This is a genomic window from Flagellimonas algicola (genome assembly GCF_005937185.1).
In the GTDB taxonomy this organism is placed as follows: Bacteria; Bacteroidota; Bacteroidia; order Flavobacteriales; family Flavobacteriaceae; genus Flagellimonas; species Flagellimonas algicola.
This window is the reverse complement of sequence record NZ_VCNI01000001.1, coordinates 1,877,155-1,901,178: the sequence shown is the minus strand read 5'-3', so window position 1 is coordinate 1,901,178 and position 24,024 is coordinate 1,877,155. Positions and strand designations below refer to the sequence as shown.

25 protein-coding genes are annotated in these 24,024 nt (G+C 43.0%); 15 read left to right on the top strand and 10 right to left on the bottom strand.

The genetic code is table 11. The features are described from left to right. Nucleotides 1–49 precede the first annotated feature (49 nt). Complete coding sequence (locus FGG15_RS08280; protein ID WP_138835108.1) at nucleotides 50–1,219, top strand: OmpA family protein; 1,170 nt, start codon at nucleotides 50–52, stop codon at nucleotides 1,217–1,219. Nucleotides 1,220–1,273: 54 nt separating this feature from the next. Next, a complete protein-coding gene (locus FGG15_RS08275) occupies nucleotides 1,274–1,675 on the top strand; it encodes a hypothetical protein (RefSeq protein WP_138835107.1) in 402 nt (133 codons plus the stop codon). A gap of 49 nt (nucleotides 1,676–1,724) precedes the next feature. Here FGG15_RS08275 and FGG15_RS20085 read toward each other — a convergent pair whose 3' ends face one another. Then, nucleotides 1,725–1,883 carry a hypothetical protein gene (locus FGG15_RS20085; RefSeq protein WP_161991941.1) on the bottom strand — a complete coding sequence of 53 codons (159 nt, stop codon included), beginning with the start codon at nucleotides 1,881–1,883 and terminating at the stop codon, nucleotides 1,725–1,727. A gap of 114 nt (nucleotides 1,884–1,997) precedes the next feature. On the opposite strand from FGG15_RS20085, the gene FGG15_RS08270 reads away from it, so the two are divergent. Then, nucleotides 1,998–2,624 (top strand): DUF2306 domain-containing protein, encoded by a 627-nt coding sequence (locus FGG15_RS08270; RefSeq protein WP_138835106.1) that lies wholly within the window; start codon nucleotides 1,998–2,000, stop codon nucleotides 2,622–2,624. A 4-nt stretch (nucleotides 2,625–2,628) separates the two neighbouring features. On the opposite strand, the gene FGG15_RS08265 is transcribed toward FGG15_RS08270, so the two are convergent. Further along, nucleotides 2,629–3,471, bottom strand: a complete 843-nt coding sequence (locus FGG15_RS08265; protein ID WP_138835104.1) for a 3-keto-disaccharide hydrolase — start codon at nucleotides 3,469–3,471, stop codon at nucleotides 2,629–2,631. A 14-nt stretch (nucleotides 3,472–3,485) separates the two neighbouring features. After that, nucleotides 3,486–3,908, bottom strand: coding sequence for a VOC family protein (locus FGG15_RS08260; protein ID WP_138835102.1), 423 nt, complete (start codon nucleotides 3,906–3,908; stop codon nucleotides 3,486–3,488). A gap of 193 nt (nucleotides 3,909–4,101) precedes the next feature. Here FGG15_RS08260 and FGG15_RS08255 point away from each other — a divergent pair, with 193 nt between their 5' ends. The 3 genes from FGG15_RS08255 to FGG15_RS08245 are packed head-to-tail and all read left to right on the top strand — an operon-like array spanning nucleotide 4,102 to nucleotide 7,032. Continuing rightward, a complete protein-coding gene (locus tag FGG15_RS08255; protein ID WP_138835100.1) occupies nucleotides 4,102–4,890 on the top strand; it encodes a 3-keto-disaccharide hydrolase in 789 nt (262 codons plus the stop codon). Continuing rightward, the gene (locus tag FGG15_RS08250; RefSeq protein WP_138835098.1) at nucleotides 4,890–5,573 is read left to right on the top strand and encodes a 3-keto-disaccharide hydrolase; all 684 of its coding nucleotides are present in this window, start codon (nucleotides 4,890–4,892) and stop codon (nucleotides 5,571–5,573) included. Before FGG15_RS08255 ends, FGG15_RS08250 begins: the two co-directional genes overlap by 1 nt. Nucleotides 5,574–5,589: 16 nt before the next feature. After that, the gene (locus FGG15_RS08245) at nucleotides 5,590–7,032 is read left to right on the top strand and encodes a Gfo/Idh/MocA family protein (RefSeq protein WP_138835096.1); all 1,443 of its coding nucleotides are present in this window, start codon (nucleotides 5,590–5,592) and stop codon (nucleotides 7,030–7,032) included. A gap of 70 nt (nucleotides 7,033–7,102) precedes the next feature. On the opposite strand, the gene FGG15_RS08240 is transcribed toward FGG15_RS08245, so the two are convergent. Beyond that, nucleotides 7,103–7,942 (bottom strand): alpha/beta hydrolase, encoded by an 840-nt coding sequence (locus FGG15_RS08240; protein WP_138835094.1) that lies wholly within the window; start codon nucleotides 7,940–7,942, stop codon nucleotides 7,103–7,105. 92 nt (nucleotides 7,943–8,034) lie between these two features. Here FGG15_RS08240 and FGG15_RS08235 point away from each other — a divergent pair, with 92 nt between their 5' ends. Beyond that, complete coding sequence (locus FGG15_RS08235; protein ID WP_138835092.1) at nucleotides 8,035–8,463, top strand: winged helix-turn-helix transcriptional regulator; 429 nt, start codon at nucleotides 8,035–8,037, stop codon at nucleotides 8,461–8,463. Here FGG15_RS08235 and FGG15_RS20080 read toward each other — a convergent pair. From FGG15_RS20080 to FGG15_RS08220, 3 genes are all read right to left on the bottom strand, one after another. Continuing rightward, nucleotides 8,460–9,422 (bottom strand): YybH family protein, encoded by a 963-nt coding sequence (locus tag FGG15_RS20080; protein ID WP_161991940.1) that lies wholly within the window; start codon nucleotides 9,420–9,422, stop codon nucleotides 8,460–8,462. The genes FGG15_RS08235 and FGG15_RS20080 overlap by 4 nt on opposite strands. 74 nt (nucleotides 9,423–9,496) lie before the next feature. After that, the gene (locus FGG15_RS08225; RefSeq protein WP_138835090.1) at nucleotides 9,497–10,042 is read right to left on the bottom strand and encodes a hypothetical protein; all 546 of its coding nucleotides are present in this window, start codon (nucleotides 10,040–10,042) and stop codon (nucleotides 9,497–9,499) included. A 60-nt stretch (nucleotides 10,043–10,102) separates the two neighbouring features. Beyond that, nucleotides 10,103–11,623 (bottom strand): helicase HerA-like domain-containing protein, encoded by a 1,521-nt coding sequence (locus FGG15_RS08220; RefSeq protein WP_138835088.1) that lies wholly within the window; start codon nucleotides 11,621–11,623, stop codon nucleotides 10,103–10,105. A gap of 264 nt (nucleotides 11,624–11,887) precedes the next feature. Between FGG15_RS08220 and FGG15_RS08215 the strand changes: the two genes are divergently transcribed. Together FGG15_RS08215 and FGG15_RS08210 are read left to right on the top strand one after the other, a co-directional pair. Continuing rightward, nucleotides 11,888–14,389, top strand: a complete 2,502-nt coding sequence (locus FGG15_RS08215) for a T9SS type B sorting domain-containing protein (RefSeq protein ID WP_161991939.1) — start codon at nucleotides 11,888–11,890, stop codon at nucleotides 14,387–14,389. 55 nt (nucleotides 14,390–14,444) lie between these two features. Continuing rightward, on the top strand, nucleotides 14,445–15,077 hold the full coding sequence (locus FGG15_RS08210) for a 7-carboxy-7-deazaguanine synthase QueE (RefSeq protein ID WP_138835083.1): 633 nt from the start codon (nucleotides 14,445–14,447) through the stop codon (nucleotides 15,075–15,077). Between the two features lie 23 nt (nucleotides 15,078–15,100). Here the strand turns inward: FGG15_RS08210 and FGG15_RS08205 are convergent, their stop codons facing one another. Together FGG15_RS08205 and FGG15_RS08200 are read right to left on the bottom strand one after the other, a co-directional pair. Next, nucleotides 15,101–15,901, bottom strand: coding sequence for a hypothetical protein (locus tag FGG15_RS08205; protein WP_237561777.1), 801 nt, complete (start codon nucleotides 15,899–15,901; stop codon nucleotides 15,101–15,103). 45 nt (nucleotides 15,902–15,946) lie between these two features. Then, on the bottom strand, nucleotides 15,947–16,654 hold the full coding sequence (locus tag FGG15_RS08200; protein WP_138835081.1) for a class I SAM-dependent methyltransferase: 708 nt from the start codon (nucleotides 16,652–16,654) through the stop codon (nucleotides 15,947–15,949). A 78-nt stretch (nucleotides 16,655–16,732) separates the two neighbouring features. Here FGG15_RS08200 and FGG15_RS08195 point away from each other — a divergent pair, with 78 nt between their 5' ends. Then, the gene (locus FGG15_RS08195; RefSeq protein WP_138835079.1) at nucleotides 16,733–17,227 is read left to right on the top strand and encodes a YkgJ family cysteine cluster protein; all 495 of its coding nucleotides are present in this window, start codon (nucleotides 16,733–16,735) and stop codon (nucleotides 17,225–17,227) included. A gap of 21 nt (nucleotides 17,228–17,248) precedes the next feature. Then, nucleotides 17,249–18,079 (top strand): sterol desaturase family protein, encoded by an 831-nt coding sequence (locus FGG15_RS08190; RefSeq protein ID WP_138835077.1) that lies wholly within the window; start codon nucleotides 17,249–17,251, stop codon nucleotides 18,077–18,079. Here the strand turns inward: FGG15_RS08190 and FGG15_RS08185 are convergent. Beyond that, entirely contained in the window at nucleotides 18,076–19,302 is a 1,227-nt protein-coding gene (locus FGG15_RS08185) for an exo-beta-N-acetylmuramidase NamZ family protein (protein ID WP_138835074.1), read from the bottom strand. The genes FGG15_RS08190 and FGG15_RS08185 overlap by 4 nt on opposite strands. Before the next feature lie 3 nt (nucleotides 19,303–19,305). On the opposite strand from FGG15_RS08185, the gene FGG15_RS08180 reads away from it, so the two are divergent. From FGG15_RS08180 to FGG15_RS08165, 4 genes are all read left to right on the top strand, one after another. Further along, nucleotides 19,306–20,547: an ABC transporter permease gene (locus FGG15_RS08180; RefSeq protein ID WP_138835072.1), complete on the top strand. Its 1,242-nt coding sequence runs from the start codon at nucleotides 19,306–19,308 to the stop codon at nucleotides 20,545–20,547. 174 nt (nucleotides 20,548–20,721) lie between these two features. Further along, nucleotides 20,722–21,702, top strand: a complete 981-nt coding sequence (locus FGG15_RS08175; RefSeq protein ID WP_138835070.1) for a PLP-dependent cysteine synthase family protein — start codon at nucleotides 20,722–20,724, stop codon at nucleotides 21,700–21,702. A 31-nt stretch (nucleotides 21,703–21,733) separates the two neighbouring features. Then, nucleotides 21,734–23,035: a M20/M25/M40 family metallo-hydrolase gene (locus FGG15_RS08170; RefSeq protein WP_138835068.1), complete on the top strand. Its 1,302-nt coding sequence runs from the start codon at nucleotides 21,734–21,736 to the stop codon at nucleotides 23,033–23,035. After that, nucleotides 23,032–23,805, top strand: coding sequence for an aldose epimerase family protein (locus FGG15_RS08165; protein ID WP_138835066.1), 774 nt, complete (start codon nucleotides 23,032–23,034; stop codon nucleotides 23,803–23,805). Before FGG15_RS08170 ends, FGG15_RS08165 begins: the two co-directional genes overlap by 4 nt. The last annotated feature ends 219 nt before the right edge of the window (nucleotides 23,806–24,024 follow it).

Genomic DNA, 24,024 nt, shown 5'->3' with positions numbered 1-24,024 from the left:
AAGTTGTTCTAAATCAGATATTTGGAATAATAACATAAATATTTTCAACATGGGAACATTAAAATCAATACAAATGGTCATACTGTCGGTACTATTCATGACCTGCTATGGTGTACAAGGGCAGAAACTTCTTAGGAAAGTCAAAAAGCAAGTGGAAGATAAAGCTGCGGAAGTGATGGATGAAGGACTTACTGGTAATAAGCAAAAATCCGAAAAAGAAGATGGGCGCACCGACGAATATATTACGGCTTCAGGCAAAAGCAAAATCAACCCACATTTTATAGATCGGAGCAACTTGCTCTTTTTCGACAATTTTGATAATGAGAAACCAGGGGAATTCCCCAGCAAATGGACTCAGGTGGATGGAACCGTTGAAAACGGACATTTTATTTCGGGAAATAGGAAAGATGGCGTAGTGCAAATGGTATCTACCAGAAGTGAGATCAAGCCAACTTTTGATAAGGACGATTATTTGGGGGAGTCTTTTAAAATAGAATTGGAACACCATTTTTGGCAGCAAGGCAACGAGGCCTATGTTATCCAATTGTTCGGCTCCAGAAGTAGCAGACCTGCCTATACCATTTACCTCAGGGGAACCAATGTGGCACCTGGATCGGAATCTTTGGCCTATATGGCAGGGAAGCAGTCACCTGGATGGTTTACTTCCCAAATCTCCTTTAACAGAGGAAACCTAAAGGTCTTTGTAAACGGGCAGCAATTGGTGAACAATCCGGATATAAACATTAGGGAATTCACCCATTTGAGCTTGTATACACTGTCTCCGGGATCTACAAGGGGTGATGGACATACCAAGGCTCGAATCAATTATTTTATGATTGCAAAGGAAGGACTGCCGCTTTATGATAGGATTGTGACCAACGGTCGTATCGTTGTTCGGGATATCTATTTTGATGTGGACAGATACGACATCAAACCGGAATCATATCCTTCTTTGGACAAGATTGTGAAGATGATGAAGGAGCATCCCAATATGGAGGTTACCATAGAAGGTCACACAGATTCCAATGGCAGCAACGAATCCAACTTAACCCTCTCTGAAAATCGGGCTGGGGCCGTAAAGAATTATATGGTTTCCAAAGGAATCAAAAGGTACCGACTTGCGAGCAAGGGCTTTGGGGAAGAAAAACCTGTAAGCCTCGGGAACGATGAAAGTGCTTGGGCCATGAACAGGAGGGTTGAGTTTGTTTTGCACAATTAAATGTACCTTTAAAGGAGCGTCAACTAATTAAACAAACTTCAAAATCAATAGGTTATGAAAAAAATAATAGCCATCCTGTCTTGTTTTCTGCTTATGGGACTTTCTTGCAAAAAGAAGACCGATTCCGAAGAAAGTAAGTCCGATACGATGGAAGTCGGGGATTCCCATTCGGATAGTTCAGATGCCACTGAGGCGATTAAGGATTGCGATGATTTCTTGGCGTCCTATGAAGAGTGGACGGATGATTATCTTGAATTTTTGGGGAAGTACAAGGACAATCCCGCTGCTGCGCTTTCCGATAAGCAATACAGCGAAATGCTGATGAGAGCCTCCTCCTGGTCCTCAGATTGGGTGGCCATCGCAACTTCCTGCGCGGGTAATCCTAGGTATGAAAGTCGATTCTCCGAGATTTCTGATAATATGGATGAGAAACTGAAGGATATGGGATTCAAATAGAATATATCCAAATCCAAACTAAGAGGCCTTAGCAATTGCTAAGGCTTTTTTATGCTTTTATTCCTTGTTCGTTTTCAGCATTGACCATTTGGTTTTCTTCCTCGTCAGGGGTCAAAAAATCCAAATCATTGTCACCTTCATCGTTGGTACAACTTGAAAGGGCCAGGGAAGAAAAAAGAAGCGTGATAAACAACAGAACAGTTTTCATAATTCACGATTTGGGCTCAAAAAATGCCTGTTCAACTTAAAATATAACGGATTGTCCCGGCCAATCTTATTTTTTCAGGCATTTATTCGATAAATTGTATCCAAATCAACTGAGATGTCTGGCACAACGAGAAACAAAATCGCATGGGTTGTATTTGCCTTTTTGGCCATAGGAGTAGGGTTTTATCCCGTTTTGTATTGGGTAACCCCTGAACCTTTTGGCATTTTACTGAGCAAGGCTTCGGCGCTTTTGGAAAGCCATCTTTGGAACATTGGTTTTTACGGCCATATCACCTTTGGTGGGATAGCGCTTTTGACCGGATGGTCGCAGTTCAGCAAAAAATTAAGATCTAGGAAATTAAGGCTTCATAGGAACTTGGGCAAAATCTATGTGCTTTCTGCGTTGCTCAGTGGGGTTTGTGCAGTTTATATTGGGTTTTACGCCACTGGGGGTTGGATTACCTCTTTGGGTTTTATTGGCTTGGGATTGGTCTGGTTGTATACAACCCTCAAAGCTTACCTGGCGATTAGGGCCAAAGATTTGGGGCTGCATCAGGGCATGATGATTTACAGCTACGCAGCCTGTTTTGCGGCTGTTACCCTGCGTATCTGGTTGCCACTCTTGACTCTGACTTTTGGAGAGTTTTTGATTGCCTATAAAATTGTGGCTTGGCTATGCTGGGTGCCCAACATGATTTTTGCCTATTTCTGGGTTCGGAAAAAGGGAATTTCCCTGGCTTAATGGATCAGTGCTCCAAAACTTTGAGCTTGATATTACGGAAATCTATAGGTTGACCTTCGCTTTGAAGTGCAATAAACCCTTCTTTTAAAGGCTTTCCGTCAATCTTTATACTTTCGTCATATCTATTGGCTACGCTGCCACCTATCTGTGGATGGGTATATTCCAAAACCTTTTCCCCATTAATGATGTGTGTGACCAAGGAATCCCCATGTACAATGAGCTCTGCCTTGACCCATTCATTGGGTTTATAGGTCTTACTGGTAGAGCTGATACAATGTCTTGGATCTATTTTACCTTCAAAAACAACATCTGTGCCAGGAGAACACATATTTCCAGTGGGCCTAGCTTCCCCTTCATTGACTTCCGCCAGAAATTGCATCTCTACCGATATGGGCCAATCCTGTTCCTTGGGCATGGTACGCGGATCTTGGGAATGGAACATGAGACCACTGTTGAGCACGGTATAGCTCGGGGCCGTATCGTACCATGGGCTGGCAAAACGATATTCCATGCTTAGGTGGTAATGGGAATATGGGGTATTGTAATACAAATGGCCGTAGCGTTCATTAAAGTCACCTTCGTAATTATCGTAGCGGACTCTGATCATGCCATTCTCTACCCGAAAAGTATCTCCAAAATTATCGCCCACCTCATAGTGATGGATTTTAACCGTCCAGTTCTCGATATCATTACCGTTGAACAAATGAACCCAGGGGTCTTCAATTTGCGTCTGGGTTTGCTCTTCAGGTTGAGATTTGTCTGCTTCCTTGGGTTTGCAATGCAGTAACAATAAGCAAACTACCAGGATGGATGCAGTAAGGGCATTATGTTTTAATCGGTTAGTCATGGAAATGGTTTTGGTTATTTTGCGAAAAGTTGTGACATATCCTTAAAGGCCTTGAACTCCAAGGCGTTTCCGGCCGGGTCTAAAAAAAACATGGTGGCTTGTTCGCCTACTTCCCCTTTAAATCGGATATAGGGCTCAATAATGAATTCCACTGCTTTTTGTTTCAATGCGCTAGAGAAGCTATCAAAAACTTCCCAGGGTAATACGACGCCATAATGCGGAACGGGTACATTTTTGCCATCTACGGGGTTGGTGTGTAAAGCTGACTCAGACTTTGGTTTGTAATGAATGACCAATTGGTGCCCAAAAAGATTAAAATCTACCCAATGGTCGCTGCTTCGGCCTTCTTCGCAACCTAAAACCTCTCTATAAAAGGTTCGGCATTCCGCCAGATTATGTACGGGAATGGCAACGTGAAATGGTGTGATGATTTGCATATGTACTAAAAGTAAAGTGCATTAGCCAACCGTGCAAATAGAATTGGAGTTTTGAAGCCTGTCAACAGCTAATTCCAAGAATCTATAACATTCATGGTTTATGATGTGTTGGTGGTATAAAAAAATTCGCACATCAGGCAATTGTGTTTACCTTTAGTAGCTGTCACTATAACCAATTGAATTACAAATTAAAATGAAGAAAATTGCCGTTCTGGTATCGTTACTTATCGTAGGCGCCTGTAAAGTGGGAAGTAAAGCTGTTGCTGAAAAAGCAGTTGTTAATGAAACAAGTCCAACAGCCAATGAATGGATCTATCTTTTTGATGGAACCAGCACCGAAGGCTGGCGTGCCTATAACGGGGATGCACTCCCTCCGGGTTGGACCATTAGGGACAGTACGCTGACATTTGACACCGAACTGGGTCTAGAACAAGATTATAAGGGGGGCAAAGACATTATTTATGGCGCTGAGGAGTTTGATAATTTTGAGCTCTATTTGGAATGGAAAATTCCCGAAGGTGGTAATAGTGGAATCTTTTATCACGTTAAGGAAGGTTATGACGGGCCACCGGTAGTTTCACCGGAATATCAGCTCATTGATGATGAGAATTATGCCAAAATACACGATTTAACTGGGTATAATTCCCAGTTTGGAGCGGAACACCCAGAGTTGTTACAGGACTGGCAGAAAACTGGAGCTGACTATGCCATGCATGTTGCGGATGAGTCCCAAAAAGTACTGAATCCAGTTGGCGAATGGAATTCTTCCAAAATTGTGTTCACCCCGGAAAAAGTGGAACATTGGCTCAATGGTAAAAAGCTGTTGGAGTTCCAACCATGGTCCGAGGATTGGAACAATAAGAAAAACTCAGGAAAGTGGGATAACGCCCCCGATTACGGAAAATACAAAAAAGGCTTTATAGCCTTACAGGACCATTCTAGTCCCATTTGGTTCAAGAATATCAAAATCAAAAAGCTATAATGGCTACATTGGGAAGAATAATCTCCTTAGGAATATTGTGCTGTTTTTTTGCACAATTTCCCTGCAATGCCCAAAAGCAAGCAACAAAAGATGAGGGTTTTGTAGAGCTTTTCAATGATAAAAATTTGGACGGATGGATTGGAAACAAGCAGTCCTATCGCGTTGAAAATGGTTATATTGTAGTTGACCCAAGTGGGGGAGGAAGTGGAGGCAACCTACTGACCGAAGACGAGTATGGGGATTTTGTTTTCAGATTCGAATTTCAATTGACTCCCGGAGCAAACAATGGATTGGGTATTCACGCACCTTTGGAAGGCGATGTGGCCTACCTTGGGAAGGAGCTCCAAATATTGGACAACACAGCCGAGAAATATGCCAATTTACAACCTTATCAATACCATGGGTCGGTTTATGGGCTTATCCCCGCCAAACGCGGTTTTCTAAAATCCGTGGGTGAATGGAATGTTCAGGAAGTAACCGTAAATGGGCCAAAAGTCAAGGTAGTCCTCAACGGAACCATTATTGTTGATGGCGATTTACAGGAAGCTACTAAAAATGGAACCATGGATAAAAAAGACCATCCTGGACTCAAAAGAAATGTTGGACATATCGGCTTTTTAGGGCATGGGGATGTTGTTCGTTTTAGAAATATTAAAATCAAAGAATTACCGTCAAAAAAATAATTTATAACAGAATAGTATGAGTAAGAAGACATCAAATCAGGATAGGAGGGATTTTCTGAAGAAAAGTGGTGTGGGGGCCCTCGGTTTATTGGCCGCACCTTCCGTTCTAAGTGCCCATGAAAAATTAAGAGCATTAAAGCCGGATGGCCGTATTAGGACAGCGCATATTGGCGTAAACAATATGGGAGCTGCGGATCTCAATGATATTTCATCGCACCCGCAAGTGGATGTCGTGGCACTTTGTGATGTGGATGCCATTAACTTAGCAATGGCACGAAAGAAACATCCTAAGGCACGCGTATTTTTTGACTACCGTGTGATGTTGGATGAGATGGCCGATGAAATTGACGCAGTAATCGTTTCTACCCCGGACCATACTCATGCCCCTGCCTCGTTGTTGGCCATGCAAAAGGACAAGCACGTGTATTGTCAAAAACCATTGACCCACTATGTTTCTGAATCCAGAGCGATGAAGAAAATGGCTGAGGACAAAGGTTTGGTCACCCAAATGGGCATACAAGTACATTCGTTCTACGATTATAAATTGGCCACCTTATTGATTCAGGATGGCATTATTGGAAAAGTACATACGGTTCATGCTTGGAGCCCAAAATCTTGGGGGTACAACGGTGCTGAGCCAGAAGGGGAAGATCCCGTACCAGCGCAGCTGGACTGGAACCTTTGGTTGGGTACTTCGGCAAAACGGCCTTACAAGGAAGGATACTATCATCCAGGAAACTGGCGAAAGCTAATGGATTATGGATGTGGTACTTTGGGCGATATGGGCGTTCATATTTTTGATACCCCTTATAATGCGCTTAATTTGGATGTGCCCATGACCATTAAAAATGAATGCCGTGAACCAAATGGATTCGGGTATCCTGAAAACAATACAGTTACCTATGAATTTCCAGGAACCGATTACACGGGTAAAACACTAAAGTGGATTTGGTACGATGGCCCTGGAATGCCTCCTGCCCATGAAGATTTGGTGCTTCCAGGAGCGAAGACCGTGGGCAAAAAGAAACAAACTGTAAAAAATAACAATTCCTTGGACGCTGGGGTTGCCGCTGAAGGTCAATTACCAGAGCAAGGTGCTATGTTCGTAGGAACCAAGGGTCGCTTGTTGTTGCCCCATTTCATGCAATTGCCTAGAAAAATTGTAAGGGGCAAATATGTTGATATTTCCAAAGAAATCGCCAAGCAAAATTTGGGAGCACCCGTTAGAAACTACACCAGTGAAGGACCCAAGCATTATCACCAATTTATTGATGCTTGTTTGGGCAAGGACAAATGCACCGCTCCTTTTGAGTATGCCGCCCGTTTGACTGAGACCATTCTATTGGGAGTGATTGCCGGTCGTTTCCCTAATCAAACCTTGCATTGGGACAGTGAAAAGGCAAAATTTGCAGAGGAAGAAGCCAATCAATATTTGGCAGGAGAGTACAGAGAGTTCTAGTTCAACCCTTTTCATGAATAAAATGAAAATCCCAAGTGCTGAAAAGTGTTTGGGATTTTTTTAGGATGAGCTAGGCCACAAGAAAGCTTATGATTTCATCATTGACCTCCTCCTGATGCATGGAATGCCCCAAACCTTCTGTGGTGACTAACTTGCTTCCTTTCCAGGATGCATGGACTTGTTTGGAGGCGTGGTATGGCGCTACCATATCCAGTTTATCATGAAAGAGCAATCCTTGTTTGGTGTTTGTCTTAGCAAACTTAGAGGTAGAAAAATCCTTGATTTGAAATCCGAAACGATTGAAGATATAGTTGTCCAAAAGCCCCATAAAGCGGTCGTTGAATTTCAAAATATCCTGGTACTGTTGCATAATTTCATGAAACTCCGAAGGGGCGCCGATTACCACCATTTTTTTAACCCCGGGGTTTGGGTTTTTATATTCGTTGTACATCAGGGTTAGGCCTCCCATTGAATGTCCAACAAGATATCTCGGGTCATGTTTTTTTACCATATAATGCAGGACTTCTTCATAAAGGGGGGCATAGAGCAATTTCCCGGTGGAATATCCATGGGAGGGGGCATCAAATGCGATGATATTATATTGGGCCTCCTGAAGCTTCTGGATAAGGTTACGCCACCTGAAGGTATTGCTTTCCCATCCATGGACCAAAAGCACGGTTTCCATGGTTCCCGGCCACTGATAGGTTTGTATTGCATGACCCGCCACATTCTCCACAGCCAATTTGGCCTGATCCAAATATGGCTTTTGCTGAGGCAATACCTTCCCTTTTCTTATGGTGCAAAAAACATTAAAAGCTTTATGGGCGGCATATTTGGGTGCAAAAATAGAAGACAGGTTGAAATATTGACCATAGGCTAGGGGAACTATTTTGGCAATCAGTTTTTTCATACCGGTTACTTTTTGTAACTTACTCTATAATAGATACTAAAATTACATATTCCTTTTGGAAGAAAAAAGAAGTCACCTCAACACAACTAAGTATGGAATCAGAAACTGTTGCTGATAATCAGAAGATTAGAACTGCAAAAAAATTACAAAAAATGTTTGGGCACATCGATTACAAGAACCCACCGGAACTCTGCCCTGTAAGGGATGTAATGTCCGTGGCCTCAGATCAGTGGAGTGCTCTCATCATTTTGTGGCTGGGGTATTTTCCTGTTTTGAGGTTCAATAAGCTTAAAAAGTTCGTATACGGCATTTCCAATAAAGTGCTTAGCCAACGACTAAAAGTGCTGGAAGCAGATGGTTATATACAGCGAAAAGCATACGCTGAGGTACCTATCCGAGTAGAATATAGCTTAACGGATTTTGGCCAGTCTTATGTGGAAAAATTACTGGAACTCACCGAATGGATGCAAACCAACAGCCCAAAAGTGTTGGCCAATAGGGAAAAGTATGGTTTGATTTAATCCTTGAGTCGATTCCAGATATCTAGGTACATCTTCCAGGTGCCCCCTTCTCTTTTCCAGACCACCAGATACTTGCCTTTCCACTGCATCACAGGATCATCTCCTTTTTGACTGGTTCCCTGATAATAGCCATAGTCATAGGCATAATTTCCCAAAACCTTGATCTCGGAGGCATCCATACTGTGGGTTAGAATCTTGGTGTCCTTGCCCAACATCCATCTGGATTTAATGGCTTCCCTGCCCTCAACAATGGGTGTTCCCAAGGGCATCAATTTGGCATCAAGAGTGTAGGAATTGGCCATGGTATCAAAATCTTGTGCAATGTACGCTTTAGAAAATCTCTTGGAAGCTTCCTTAATTTGTTGTTGTTCCTCAACAGTACCCCTATTGATTTTTCCATTGGTACAATCAATTTTCCAAGTGGGAAAGACAACAGATTCTGTTTTATCTACCCATTCTCCAATCCATTTGAAGCCTTTGTCATCAATATCGTAAAAGGAAAGCCGGTAAAACCCGTCCATCCCGTTGGGAGCTTTTTGTTCCCTATAAAGGACAATTTTTCCCTCCTGGGTTTTACGTCCTTCCCATACGGGAAGCACAGTGGACGGAGCTCTTGTGGAATAGTAGTGGACATACCATCGGGTACTATCGGGAATAAATTGGCGGATGCTTCCTGAGTAAGTCCCGTCCACTTTCAGGGTTTCGTCCTGAACTCCCATTCCGTTCATGATATATTTAAAACGCCAGACCATATCAACCGGTTCTGACCAAGTTTGGTCCGCATTTCTGGTTTCAGACTTACAATTACATTCCCCGATCATAGGAGCAAAATCCATTAGTTCTTTTGGAGCCTCCGGATTGGGAAGACCAAAAGGGTGATCGGCGGAAGGTTCAAAATCGTATTGGGCACAAACAAAAATGGGTAACAATAGGAGCGAAGCGAGTGCTGATAGTTTCATTGGGTTGGAGTTTCTCCAATCAAAATACCCAAATTGAAACAAGAGAAGGGTTTCATTAAGATTATATTAACAGCTTATTCCCATCCCAGCATCAAATATTTGATTTTGGCGGTATTCGGAATCTGAACAGCCTCGATGTTGGTGGTAGCATACCTTAAATTTTCCGGTAGCTCCTCTTTATCAATGGTAAAGTACAAATTACTGCTCTTTGGAAATACCACAATACTGTTGAGGGTTGTCACAATTTTTTTTATGCCATAGCCCTTTTGGATATCTTGAAAAGTACTGTTCAGTCCTATCCCTTTGTCCGAAACATATCTGGCATCAAAAACGCGCACATTTTCAATTGTGGAGATGCTATCTGCATTGGGTGTGAGCGTTAGCAGATGCTTTCCGCCTTTTTCAAAAATCTTGATTTTTTTTGCTTTGGCCCCCACTTGGAGCTTTGTGGTATCCTGAACTACGGAATCTTGGGCAAACATGGCCCTGATGTGCTCAACAGCCGTATCCTTGGTTAAAGGACCTACGCTGTTTTCTGAAATAAGGAAAGTGTTGTCCTTTGGTGTGCATCCAAAAACTATCAAACCCCAAATTCCAAAAATGAGAATTGTTTTTTTCATCTTTCTAACATCTAACATCTAACATCTAACATCTAACATCTAACATCTAACATCTAACATCTACCTAATTACCTTTTTCAAGACCCCAAGAACTCCTCGTATAAAGGTGGCGCTTGTAAGCACTTTCACCACAGGGTTCATTCGGGTGCTGCTGCGTCTGGAAGAACTTTTTCGGGAGCTTGACGCCTTTCGTTCCCTGGCCTCTTCCTTTTCCGCTTCCTTTTGGGCTTTTTCTATCTTTTCATTAAGGATTTCATAGGCACTTTCCCGATCTATTTCCTCATTATATTTCTTAACTAGTTTAGAATTGCCAATGGCTTCCTTTAGTTCGGCATCCGTCAGCACATCCATCCGACTCATGGGAGCTCTAAGCAGCGTTGCGGCCAAGGGAGTGGGCCTTCCTTTTTCATCAAGGGCCGAAATCAGGGCTTCCCCAATTCCCATAGAGGTCAATACTTCCTTTGTGTCATAAAACTCTGAAATGGGATAGTTCTCCGCCGTTAACTTTATGGCTTTTCTATCCTTTGCGGTAAAGGCGCGTAGTGCATGCTGTACTTTTAAACCTAATTGCCCTAACACATCATCAGGTACATCTGTCGGGTTCTGTGTTACAAAATACAGACCAATACCCTTGGAACGGATAAGTTTCACAATGCTTTCAATTTGATCCAGCAAGGCTTTGGAAGCCTCCTTAAAAATGAGATGGGCCTCATCAATAAAAAGAATCAATTCAGGTCTGTCACTATCACCCTGTTCCGGAAATGTGGCATAGATTTCGGCCAGTAGACTCAGCATAAAGGTCGAAAACAGCTTCGGGCGATCTTGGATATCCGTTAACCGAATAATATTGATATAGCCGCGGCCATTTTCATCAATCCTAACTAAATCCTCAACATCAAAGGACTTTTCCCCAAAAAAGAGATCGGCTCCTTGCTGCTCCAGTTCAATGATTTTCCTAAGAATAGTACCTGTGGAACTGGTTGAGATTCGGCCATATGCCGATTGAAATTCTTTTTTGCCCTCGCCTGTAGCATATTGCAGGACTTTCTTGAAATCTTTTAGATCCAATAGAGGAAGTTTGTTGTCGTCGCAATACTTAAAAACTACGGCAACAATACCTTCTTGGGTAACCGTCAAATCCAAAATTCGACTTAAGAGAACAGGGCCAAATTCAGAAACTGTGGCCCGCAATCGAACGCCATCCTGCTCGGAAAGAGACAAAATCTCTACGGGAAATGCATTGGGTTCAAAAGGAAGTCCAATCTGTTCGTGACGCTCATCAATCTTGGGATGCCCAGGACTGGGTTGGGCAATTCCGCTCAAATCCCCTTTAAGGTCCATAAGCAACACCGGTATTCCCTTGTCAGAAAGGTTTTCGGAAATCACTTGAAGGGTTTTTGTTTTACCTGTACCTGTGGCTCCTGCAATCAAACCATGGCGGTTCAGTGTTTTAAGTGGAATCTTAACGAAAGCGTTCTTGATAGCTTCCCCGTTCAACATTCCAGCCCCCATTGTAATGTAATCCCCTTTGGTGGTGTACCCCTTCTCAATGTGTTCAAAGAATTTTTCCTCGGTGCCCATGGACTTCTATTTCGGATAAAAATAGGGTAATTTTAAGCAATAATAAAAGAGGCTGGGGAAACAAAATTATTCGCTTTGTAAGGCCTCCTAGGCAGTCCGATTTTCACTTTTTCGCACTTTTAAGGTTAAAATATGTGCAGATTGGTGGTAAAACTTGCACCATAGGTTATGTTTTCATAGTTTTTATCCTTAGCCTGATCAGTTAGATGGAATTAAAACAAACCGCACCCAATTTTTAAACAACCGATGTTTTCCAATCATGCAATGCGAAGCTTCTTGTCATTTTGTGCGGTTTTGACCCATTTGATGGTCTGTGCACAAACCAATGACCCGCCAGTGGTCAGTGCAACTGGAGACCTGATCTATTGTCCACTTTCAACCACCCCTATCGTCTCAATCTTTAATGTTACGGATTCGGATGATACTGAAATCGAAGCCTTTTTTGTTCAGATTTCCGTGGGATATGAACGCAACTTGGATATACTGAATCTAACGGGCAATCATCCCAACATAACCACCACATGGGATGCCGTGCAAGGAAAACTTACCATTCGTGGTCCTGGTGGCAGTCCGGTACAATATGCTGACCTGATTCCAGCTGTAATGGATTTAGAATTTACAAGTACATCGCCTAATCCTAACGCATTAAAGCAGTTCTCCTTTACCATAGGATCGCCCAACTATTTGCCTCAAACAGGCCATTATTATGAATATGTACCTAGTTTGGGGATAACATGGCAAGATGCTCGAGCTCAAGCGGCAAATAGGACTTTCTTTGGACTACAGGGCTATCTGGCAACTATAACAAGTATTGAAGAAGCCAGATTGGCTGGCGAGCAAGCTTCGGGAGCGGGATGGCTAGGAGGTAGCGATGCAGATCAAGAAGGCGTCTGGAAATGGATTACAGGTCCAGAAGCCGGTACAGTCTTTTGGAACGGAGGTATAAATGGGAGTACCCCAAATTTCGCTTTTTGGAACGCCAACGAACCCAACAATGTGCTTTTTGATGGTGCGGGAGAAGATTATGTCCACGTGACCAGCCCAAATATAGGAGTGTCCGGATCTTGGAACGATCTACCCAACGTGGGGTCAACGGGAGATTATCTACCCAGAGGATATGTGGTGGAATATGGAGGCCTTCCGGGTGATCCAGTCCTTCAACTATCAGCAAGTACAAGTTTGGTAACACCCCAGATTGTGGATGTTGAATCCGCGTTTATTTGTGGAACGGGTACGGTGACACTTGAGGCCACAGCCTCTGAAGGTGATGTGCTATGGTTTGATGAGGAAATTGGAGGGAATTTGGTGTTTACGGGTCCTTCCTATACCACGCCAGTGCTTACCCAATCCACAGCTTTTTACGTTTTGGCTTCGGAAAGCGGTTGCCAAACCGGGGAAAGGACTGCAGTTGAAGCCACGGTACACCCATTACCTGTCATAGACCCCAATATTGTTTTCAGAAATTGTGACGAAGATGGGATAGCTGATGGGTTTGTGGATTTCAATTTGCATGAAATCTCGCCATTTGTTACCCTTGGTGATACAAGTTTATCGGTTTCCTATCACCCAAGTCAAGTGGATGCAGAGAACAACACGAATCGCATAAACGAAGTTCCTTATAACAATAGTTCCGGGAGCACATTGTATGCCCGTGCTGCCAACGCATTTGGATGTGCATTGGTCTCGGAGGTTACTCTGGAGGTTTCCACAACATCTTTTCCTGCAAACTTTTTAGCCACCTTGGAAATCTGTGATGAGGATGATCAAGATGGTTATTACAGTTTTAACTTGGAAGACGCTGTACCTGAGCTTTTGGCCCAGTTTCCTTCTGGCCAGAACTTGGAAGTGGACTTCTACACTAATTCGGATGACGCCTTGTTGGAACAAAATCGCATTGTGAATGTAACCAACTTTGTTAACGAAACGGCTTTTTCGCAACAATTGTTCGTGCGGGTCGAGAATAGGGACAATGGGGATTGTTTTGGGATAGGACCACATGTACAACTGCAAGTATTGCCTTTGGTGGCATTCGATTTGACCGAATCTGAACTCATACTTTGTGAAGGATCTACCATAATGGCAGGAACCACCAACGCTGAGGGAATTTACCAATACCAATGGACTGATTCGGCTGGGGTAGTGGTAAGCAATGAGGCATTTGCTTCGATATCCCATCCCGGGAGGTATTCCGTGGTGGCTATATCAGAATTGGGTTGTGTTTCACCGCCGAGATATTTGGAAGTCGAGCTTTCCGGGCCTCCCAACTTAACCAGGGATGCAGTTGTGATAGATGATGCCAATGATGTCAATTCCATTACCGTACTTGAGGAAAATGACAACCTGGGCCCAGGAAATTACGAGTATGCCCTAGATAACGCTTATGGGCCTTTTCAGGATTCCCCTGTTTTTGAAAACGTGGACCCTGGTTTGCATACCTTATATGCAAGGGATAAAAATGGCTGTGGATCAGACCAATTGGTCATAGGGGTGGTGGGGATTTCCAAATTTATCACACCCAACAACGATGAAGTCAACGATACCTTGGAAATTTTAGGAATTACGCCGGATGCTTATCGCAGTGCCTCCTTGTTCATTATGGATAGATATGGCAAACTCTTGGCACAAATTAATGCCCTGGACTCGGGATGGAATGGGAATTATAGAGGGAAACAACTACCAGCTTCGGATTATTGGTATGTTTTAAATCTGGTGGATTCCGAAGGAATTGCCCATCGAAGAACCGGCCATTTTAGCTTGAAACGATAGATAAACACACGATTTATAAGGACTTTTTTGAAGAGGGAAACACTATCTTTGCGCCATGATTTCAGAAGAAGTGATGCAATTGGTGGATAAGGGTGAAATGCTTCCCCTAATGGAGGAATTCTATACCATTCAGGGTGAAGGATACCACAAAGGAACTGCAGCGTATTTTATCCGGATTGGGGGATGCGATGTGGGTTGCCACTGGTGCGATGTGAAGGAAAGCTGGAATGCAGGTACCCATCCGCCTACTGATATTGAAAGTATTGCGATTAATGCTGCCAAATATTCGGATACTATTGTGGTTACGGGAGGAGAACCCCTTACTTGGGACATGGGTCCATTGACCAATAGTTTAAAAGCCAAAAATTTACAGACCCATATCGAAACTTCGGGAGCTTATCCCTTATCAGGTGATTGGGATTGGATTTGTCTTAGTCCAAAAAAAAATAAGTTGCCCGTACCTGAAATCTATCCGCAAGCTGATGAGCTTAAGGTTATTGTTTACAATAAGCATGATTTTGTTTTCGCGGAGGAACAAGTGGCTAAGGTAGGGCCAAATTGTATTCTGTATTTGCAGCCAGAATGGAGTGTTAGGGACAAAATGGTTCCTTTGATTGTGGATTTTGTCATGCAAAACCCAAAATGGAAAGTATCGCTACAGACCCATAAGTACTTGAATATCCCGTAGTAGGTAGATACTGCTACTGCAAATTATCTACCCCCGTTATTCTGTAGGTCCAAAATACATTCGGCATCCAAACCGGGTACTGGGGCAGCGCCTTTTGCTGCATTACTTTCCAGAACTTTCATGGTAGGAACACCAAATTCCAAAGCGGCCCGCATAAGACAGCCCGAAACGTTGCAGTGATTGGCAGCTTCTGGATCTTCATGGTCATTAATCGCATCGGTGCCTAAATTTACCAGTCCCATTAAATGGGCAAACTCATGGTTTAAAGTCGAAGTCTCTACATCACTTATTGTAATAAAATTGCTTTGTGAAGCCAATTGCCTAATGGTGGATTCGTAGATTACCATAGATGTATTTCTATAGACAGCACCAAGGGTAAACAAACCTTCACCTTCTTCATCCCCATCAGAAGGGGCATCGGCAAAATAGATGTACATGGCCAAAGTAGTACCATCGTTATATACGGTTCGATTTTCCTCTTCCAAATCGGCCACCTGCTGAGTGGTCAATGTCTCTTCGCCTGAAGAGGGCAAGCTTAGGTAAGTAAACTCAATGTCTGTTTTAAAGGTTCTTTCTTGGATGAAGTTCTCAAAATTGGTTATGGCGGTCGTAGTGGGCCTAAATCCCTCTACATAGGCAATTTCTATGATCAAGGCATCAAAATTGGTGTTGGCCAAAATATCATTGGCAGACGAACCTGTGGCTTGAAGATTGGCGGTTTTATCTACATTATTGTCCGGTGGGGTTGAATCATCCGAGTCTTTGGAGCAGCTAAGGATGATTCCTAAGCAAATTAGGGAGTAAATTGCAATTTTCTTAATCATGGCATAAGTGTATTTAAATAGAACGCCGCAAAGCAACATCTATTATTATTGCAGCAAAAGTTTTGCCAAATAGTCGTAATGATTCCCTTCGCTTACAAGTTCACACTTCAGATTATTGGCAGAGCATGCATTCTGCAAGGTATTGAAATCCAAATAAAGCCATGGAAATGGACTGCTTTTTTCTTTTTTATATTCCATGGTAAAGGTCACTTCGCCATAATAATTTCCGCTATCCGGAATCCAATATCCTCCATCATCGTCTTGATCAAACATGTAAATGATATCACTTGAATCCAATAAGATTTGTCCGTTAGGGCTAAGCAAAGACTTGAGATGTGACAAAAAATTGCTCAAATTGTTCAATTTCCCAGCTAGGCCAATTCCATTCATAAGCAACAAAAGCGTATCAAATTGCTTTCCGGAAAAATCCAACAACTTGGTATGCACTGTTGAACTAAGCCCCCTGGATTTACATGCGTTGATTGCTCCTTCGGATGCATCCAAACCTGTCACCTCAAAACCATTATTTTGAAGGTGCAATGCATGGTTTCCGGCACCACAACCTATGTCCAATACAGTTCCTGTGGCCAACTCCAAAGCCTTTTGTTCCAGTATGGGCATCTTATCAAAATCCCGAAACAAATAGGGCAGAGGGATATAATCTTCCTCATCCAAGGAGGAGTAGGTTTTTATGTCCTCGGAATAGTTTCCAAAGTGATAATCCAACAAAGCTTTTCCAAAAATGTCTGCCATAAAAACAGTAACTGTGGCAAAAGTGGGACTTTATTTGTAAACAAAGGTTTAATGGATTGGGTTTTCTAAGTTTGTGATATGCAAGAAGAATTGGAAGGGCTGCCCAAAAAGGCCCAGGAAAAACATAGTGCCAACAAAAAGTTTTTTTCAAAACTTAAAAAGAGACCTCCCAAAAACTTGGATTACATTATGTTGGAACTCCATGAGGAAGAATTTCAACGAACGGATTGCCTGGACTGTGCCAACTGCTGTAAAACAACGGGCCCCTTGTTCACCAATGCGGATATTGAGCGTATCGCAAAGCATTTCAGGCTTAAACCTTCCCAGTTTATATCAGAATTTCTCCGGGTTGATGAAGAGAACGATTATGTACTGCAGCAGGTGCCCTGTACTTTTTTGGATGCGGATAACTACTGCTCCATTTATGATGTACGCCCCAAAGCGTGCAGGGAGTTTCCACATACGGATCGGAAGAAATTTCACCAAATCAGCAATCTTACCTTGAAAAATGTGGCCATTTGTCCTGCGGCTTTCAATATTGTCGAGGAAATGAAGAAAAAAATAAAGCTCTAGCTATTTTTTATATTTGAAGGTATGGAGCAGATTATCACCTATTTTGAAAACATTCCTGCCCTTCACCGCAGTTTGATTTTGGTTGGGGGCATCACCTTTTTTTGGATTCTGGAGGGAATAGTTCCCTTGTTTAACATCCCGTATAAAAAATGGAGGCACTCCGTCCCCAATTTCTTTTTTACCTTAACTACAATCTTGGTGAATTTTCCCTTGGCCTTCCTTTTTCTAATGACTTCGGATTGGGCGGTGGCCAACGACTTTGGTATCATCAATTGGTTGCCGGAGATGCCATTATGGCTCTATGTAATTCTCGGAGTGCTGTTTTTGGACTTGATCGGGGCCTACGCAGCCCATTGGGTAGAGCACAAGATAAAACCTTTATGGATGGTACATTTGGTACACCACTCCGATCATAATGTGGATACCACCACGGCAAACAGACATCATCCTTTGGAGAGCTTGATTCGTTACTCCTTTACCTTGTTAGGGATTTTTCTTGTAGGAGCGCCCATTGGAGTTATTATGCTTTATCAAAGTATGTCTGTGGTGCTGTCGCAATTCAACCATGCCAATATCCAATTGCCCAAAAAATTGGACAAGGCCATTAGTTGGGTCATCGTCAGCCCAGATATGCACAAGGTGCACCACCATTACAAGTTGCCGTATACGGATTCCAATTATGGCAACATCTTTGCCATTTGGGACAGGCTTTTTGGAACGTATATGTATTTGGATACCGAAAAAATTGTGTACGGCGTAGACACCTTTCCAGATGAAAAGGAAAACAGCAGCATTATCGGTCTGCTAAAACAGCCTTTCCACAAATACCGAAGACCAACTACGGAAAACTAGTTATACATCAAGTATTTCTTCCGAATTTTCTTAAAGCTTTCCAGCTTAGCTGACCAAGTGGCTTTAATTTCAGCCTCTGACAATCCGGCTTCAATTTGCTGTTGAAGTAATGGGGTGCCAGCATGTTTGGTAAAGGAATTGGTCCTAAAGAATTTGGACTTATCCGGACAATTTTTGTAGGCATCTAGAATCCATTCCAGGGAAACAGCATTCATCCTTTCGGATTTTGCCAAATCCTTGCCAAAGCACTTTTTGCCTTCTTCTTTGGGGTGTTTGGACCCAAAATTGGGTTGCGGAATATAATCGAAGTTGTATTGGGTGCTATCCAAAAATGAAGCGCCATAACGCTGAAACTGAAATTCCGTCCCCCTTCCCGCATTGATATGGGTGCCTTCAAAAAGCCCTAGACTGGGATATAGCGTTATAGAGGTGTCATTGGGCAAGTTGGGTGATGGACGTATGGGTAAATGATAATCTGAGGCATGCGTATAGTTTTCCAAGGGAATTACAGTCAAATCCGCCTTGCCATCGCCTTCCAACCACTTTTCTTCATTGATCATCTGTGCATATTCGCCAATGGTTAAACCATAGACCAAGGGTATCTGGGTCATTCCTAGAAAACCGGTATGTTCCTTCAGCATGGTAGGGCCATCAACATAATGTCCATTGGGATTGGGGCGATCTAATACTATAACGGGCACCCCTACTTCGGCACAGGCCTCCATTACCAGCTGCAGCGTAGCAATATAGGTGTAGAACCTAACCCCAACATCCTGGATGTCAAACAGGACAACATCAACATCCGATAACTGTTCTTGGGAGGGCTTTCTATTTTTGCCATAAAGGGAAACAATGGGTAGGGAGGTTTTGGTATCCACCCCATCCTTGACCAGTTCTCCTGCATCTGCCTTACCTCTAAAACCGTGTTCTGGGGCAAAGACTGTCTTAATATTCACTTGTCGGTTCAGCAAAGAATCCACGAGATGGGTATATCCATCCGCTTGGAAAATAACGCTGGTCTGATTGGCCACTACGGCCACTCTTTTATCTTGAAGTAGCGGAAGGTAGTTCTGGATTCTATTGGCGGCAACGGTAATTTCCGGAACCAAGACCTGTTCTTCATTTTCTGATGCGGCAGCTTTTTTGTCTTCCTGCCCTTTACAGGAAGAAAGCAGCAAAACCAACAATAAAACTGTACTTTTGAAAGGAGATAAAATGGGCATTCGTTGAATTTAGAATTGTTTATTGCCAAACGCCTGATAACAGGGAAGGAGCATAAAATTAGCATTTCCGCTCCTATAATAAAAATTGCCATTGCTGCCATTGCCATTGGTATTGTGATGATGCTTATAGCCATTGCCACGGGTGTTGGCCTTAAGCACAAGATTCGGGAAAAGGTATCCGCATTCAACGGGCATATCCAAATTTCCAATTACGATAACAATACCTCAGAAGTTTCCGTGATTCCAGTTTCCCTGGAACAAGATTTTTACCCCATGTTCAAGGATGTGGATGGTGTACGACACGTCCAGGCTGTTGCCACCAAAGGTGGAATTATCCGCACTGAGGAAACCTTTGAGGGGATGTTGGCCAAAGGAGTGGGCACAGATTATGACTGGAATGTCTTTGAGGAATACCTTGTAGAGGGTCGGATTCCTGATTATACAGGAAGGTTGAATGATGAGGTGTTGATTTCAAGGCTTATGGCCAATCGTCTTCAATTGGGAGTCAATGACACTTTTTTCTCCTTTTTCCTTAAGGATGGTGATGCTTCCAGGGTGCCCAACAATAGACGTTTTGAAATCGTGGGCGTTTATGACAGCGGTTTCGAGGAATTTGATGCCAATTACATTTTTGTGGATATCCGTCACATCCAGCGAATAAACAAATGGTCGGAAAATGAAATTGGGAACTTTGAGGTCTTTTTGGACGTTTTTGACCATTTGGAGGAAAAAAGCAATGAAATTTATGGCAAAACCCCATCCAATTTGGATGCCATTAATATCAAATCCAAATACTTCAGAATTTTTGAATGGATCGGCCTGTTCGATTTTAACATAGCTCTCATCATTGGGATTATGATAATTGTTGGTGGGATCAATATGATTACGGCACTTCTGGTATTGATTTTGGAACGTACCCAAATGATTGGGGTGCTAAAAGCTTTAGGCTCCGAAAATTGGAGCATTCGCAAGGTGTTTTTGTACAATGCCGCTTATTTGATTGGTATTGGGTTGTTGTGGGGCAATGGACTTGGTTTGGGATTACTTTATCTTCAGGACAAATACCGGTGGTTTAAATTTCCAAATCCGGAGGAATACTATATTGAATATATTCCTGTGCATATGGATATCCCAACGGTAATTCTCTTAAATTTTGGCGTAATGTTGTTGTGTTTACTCATGTTACTGGTTCCATCATACATCATCACCAAAATAAGTCCGGTCAAGGCCATTAAGTTTGAGTAAGGTTCGGTAGCGACACATCAACGACGGTGAGATTTCCGATCAGCTAATTTTCCACTTTCCATTTTCCGTTTTCAATTCCAACCGTCCAACCATCCAACCATCCAAGATTGTCGGAATCAAAATTTAGTTTCAGTATAGAACTCCGACAACCTTATGGCTATCTTTGCAGCGACTATGAAATATGCAAACAATATACTGGAGACTATTGGGAACACCCCTTTGGTAAAACTCAACAAACTCACAGCAGAACTACCGTGCTTGGTACTGGCAAAATATGAAACTTTTAATCCTGGAAATTCCGTCAAAGATCGCATGGCTCTGCAAATGGTGGAGGATGCGGAGAAACAAGGTCTGCTAAAACCTGGCGGAACCATCATTGAAGGCACGTCGGGTAATACGGGCATGGGGTTGGCCTTGGCCGCAGTGGTCAAGGGGTATCGAATGATTTGTGTGATCAGCGATAAACAATCCAAGGAAAAGGTGGATATTTTAAAGGCAATGGGAAGTGAGGTTTATGTCTGTCCAACGGATGTAGCACCTGATGATCCCCAAAGTTACTACTCAACGGCAAGGCGATTGTCTACTGAAATTCCCAACTCTTGGTATGTGAATCAATATGACAACCCAAGCAATACCAAAGCCCATTATTTGAGCACGGGCCCGGAAATTTGGGAGCAAACCAAAGGAAAAGTCACCCATTTTGTGGTGGGAGTTGGAACTGGGGGAACCGTTTCAGGGGTAGGAGGCTATCTCAAAGAACAAAATCCCAATGTAAAGGTATGGGGAGTTGATACCTATGGCTCTGTTTTCAAAAAATATCACGAGACAGGAATTTTCGATGAGAACGAGATTTACCCATATATCACAGAAGGAATAGGAGAAGATATTCTACCCAAAAATGTCAACTTTGATCTCATAGAAGGTTTTACCAAAGTAACGGACAAGGATGCGGCGGTGTATACACAACGTTTGGCCAAAGAGGAAGGGATGTTCTTGGGGAACTCTGCTGGAGCTGCAATAAAAGGCGTGTTGCAATTGAAGGAGCATTTTACCAAGGATGATGTGGTGGTGGTACTGTTCCATGACCACGGCAGCCGATATGTGGGCAAAATGTTTAATGACGACTGGATGCGGGAAAAAGGATTTATTGATTAAAAATTGATAAATTCACCCAAAGTCACAAACCATGCATTTCAAAATCTTTATTTGCGTTTTAAGCCTGTTTATGGTAGGAACGCTTACTGCCCAAAAACTGTCCCGAACGGAGAAAAAAATTGTCAAAACCATTGCCCAGAACAATGCTGACGCCATCGCTTTTTTGGAGAAAGTGGTAAATATCAATAGCGGTACTCTTAATGCCAAAGGCGTGAAGGAAGTAGGGATGGTCTTCAAAGATGCCTTTGAGAATATCAATTTTGACTCCCGATGGATTGAAATGCCACCAGAAATGGGTAGAGCAGGCCACTTTTTCGCGGAAACCAATGGAAATAAAGGGAGAAAACTTTTACTGATTGGTCATTTGGACACTGTTTTTGAGGAAGACAGTCCGTTTCAAAAATTTAAGATGGTCAACGATAGCATTGCGCACGCACCAGGTGGAAACGACATGAAAGGTGGAGATGTCATTGTATTGTATGCACTTAAGGCTCTACGCGAGAACGGTCTTCTGGATGATGCACAGATCATCGTGGCTTTCACCGGAGATGAAGAGAGTACTGGGAAACCACTTACTATAAGTAGAAAGGATTTGGTGGAGGCAGCAAAGCGTAGTGACATTGCCCTGGGTTTTGAAAATTCAACAGGCTTCAACTATGCAACCGTGGCCCGAAGGGGAGCTTCGGGTTGGGCTGTGGAGGTAGATGGAAAGCGAGCACATTCTTCCGGGGTTTTCAGTGAGCGTACTGGAGCTGGAGCCATTTTTGAGATGTCCAGAATCCTGCATCAATTTTATACGGATGTGAAGGGCGAGGATTTATTGACCTTCAATCCCGGTACGGTCTTGGGCGGAACCTTTGTCAATTTTGATGCCTCAACCAGTAAAGGTGATGTCTTTGGAAAAAGCAATGTGGTGGCCCAAAAAGCTATTGCCAAAGGGGGACTTCGCTTTATTTCCGAAGAGCAGAAAGAAAGGGCAAGAAGCAAAATGCGCGAAATAGTAGGCAATAACCTTCCAATGACTTCCGCCAGTATTTCATTTACGGATAGCTATCCCGCGATGGGACCCACTGAAGGAAACCATGCCCTGCTCGGGATTTTGAACCAGGTGAGTTTGGATTTGGACCAGGGAGAGGTTTTGGCATATGATCCTGGAAAAAGGGGTGCAGCTGATGTATCCTTTGTAGCTGAATATGTAGATTGTCTGGACGGATTGGGGACCATGGGAACCGGGGCGCATACGCCCCAGGAAACCGTGAATTTGAATACCATTGAAGCATTGACCCAGCGAACGGCCATACTGATTTATCGACTAATCAATTCCGAGAAATGATAGCATTACAACAAGGGAATACCTCCGTTACCATTGAAGCGGGAGAACTTGTGTGTTTAAAAAATCAAGGACACGAGTTCATCCACCAAAAAGGAAGTCCCGGATGGCGAAGTTCGGATACGGAAATGTTCCCGATTATTGGCCCGGTAAATGAGGCGGATTTTAGGGTACAGGTCCCCAAAGGGAATGCCATTCAAGATCAGCATGGATTGCTACGCGAATTGGATTATTTCTTGGAATCGAATACCGAGACGACCGCATCCTTTGTCAAGCATTATAAAGCGGATACGCCTGTAAAAAATTCGAAATTTCCCGAAAAGTCTTCCGAAGAATGGTTGGTTTGGCCATACGATTTCCGATTTGAAAAGACCTTTCAGTTAAGTGGCAATCAATTGGAGATTGGTTTTAAGATTTCTGGCGAAGAAAACATGCCCTTTATGCTCGGGTATCATCCCGCATTTAAATTGCATACGGAAAAGCCATTGATTATTGCGGGACAAGGCGAAATCCAATTGGATGATGTCTTGGAAGTGGGCAGCCGTGCCTTTCAGGTGCAAGACACCACTTCAATCCTGCTTCGGGATAAAAGGGATATTACTATTTCAACGGAAGGTTTTGGGCATTTTATGTGCTGGACCGAGGTTCGGAATATGATCTGCATTGAGCCCATTTCATTTTACCCGTATACCGTGGCGCAAGATCAACTTCATCAGGGGTTTCAACAGCTCAAGGGGGAAGTGGCCGTGTTCAAGGTGGTACTTTCGGTCTAATTTTCGATGAATTGCAGCTTTCCTAACAATTTCGGAGCGGCGCGTATTCTTTTTCTTACTAATTTAGACTGATGTCGGAAATGCATTCGCTTGGCTAGATGCTTTTCCGTTAGAAATATTAAGAATTCCACTTGAGGAATTCCGGTATTGGGGCAACTATCAAATTTTATTTTGTTTATGGATATCCTCTTTCCCTATATCGTATTTGTTGCCATTATC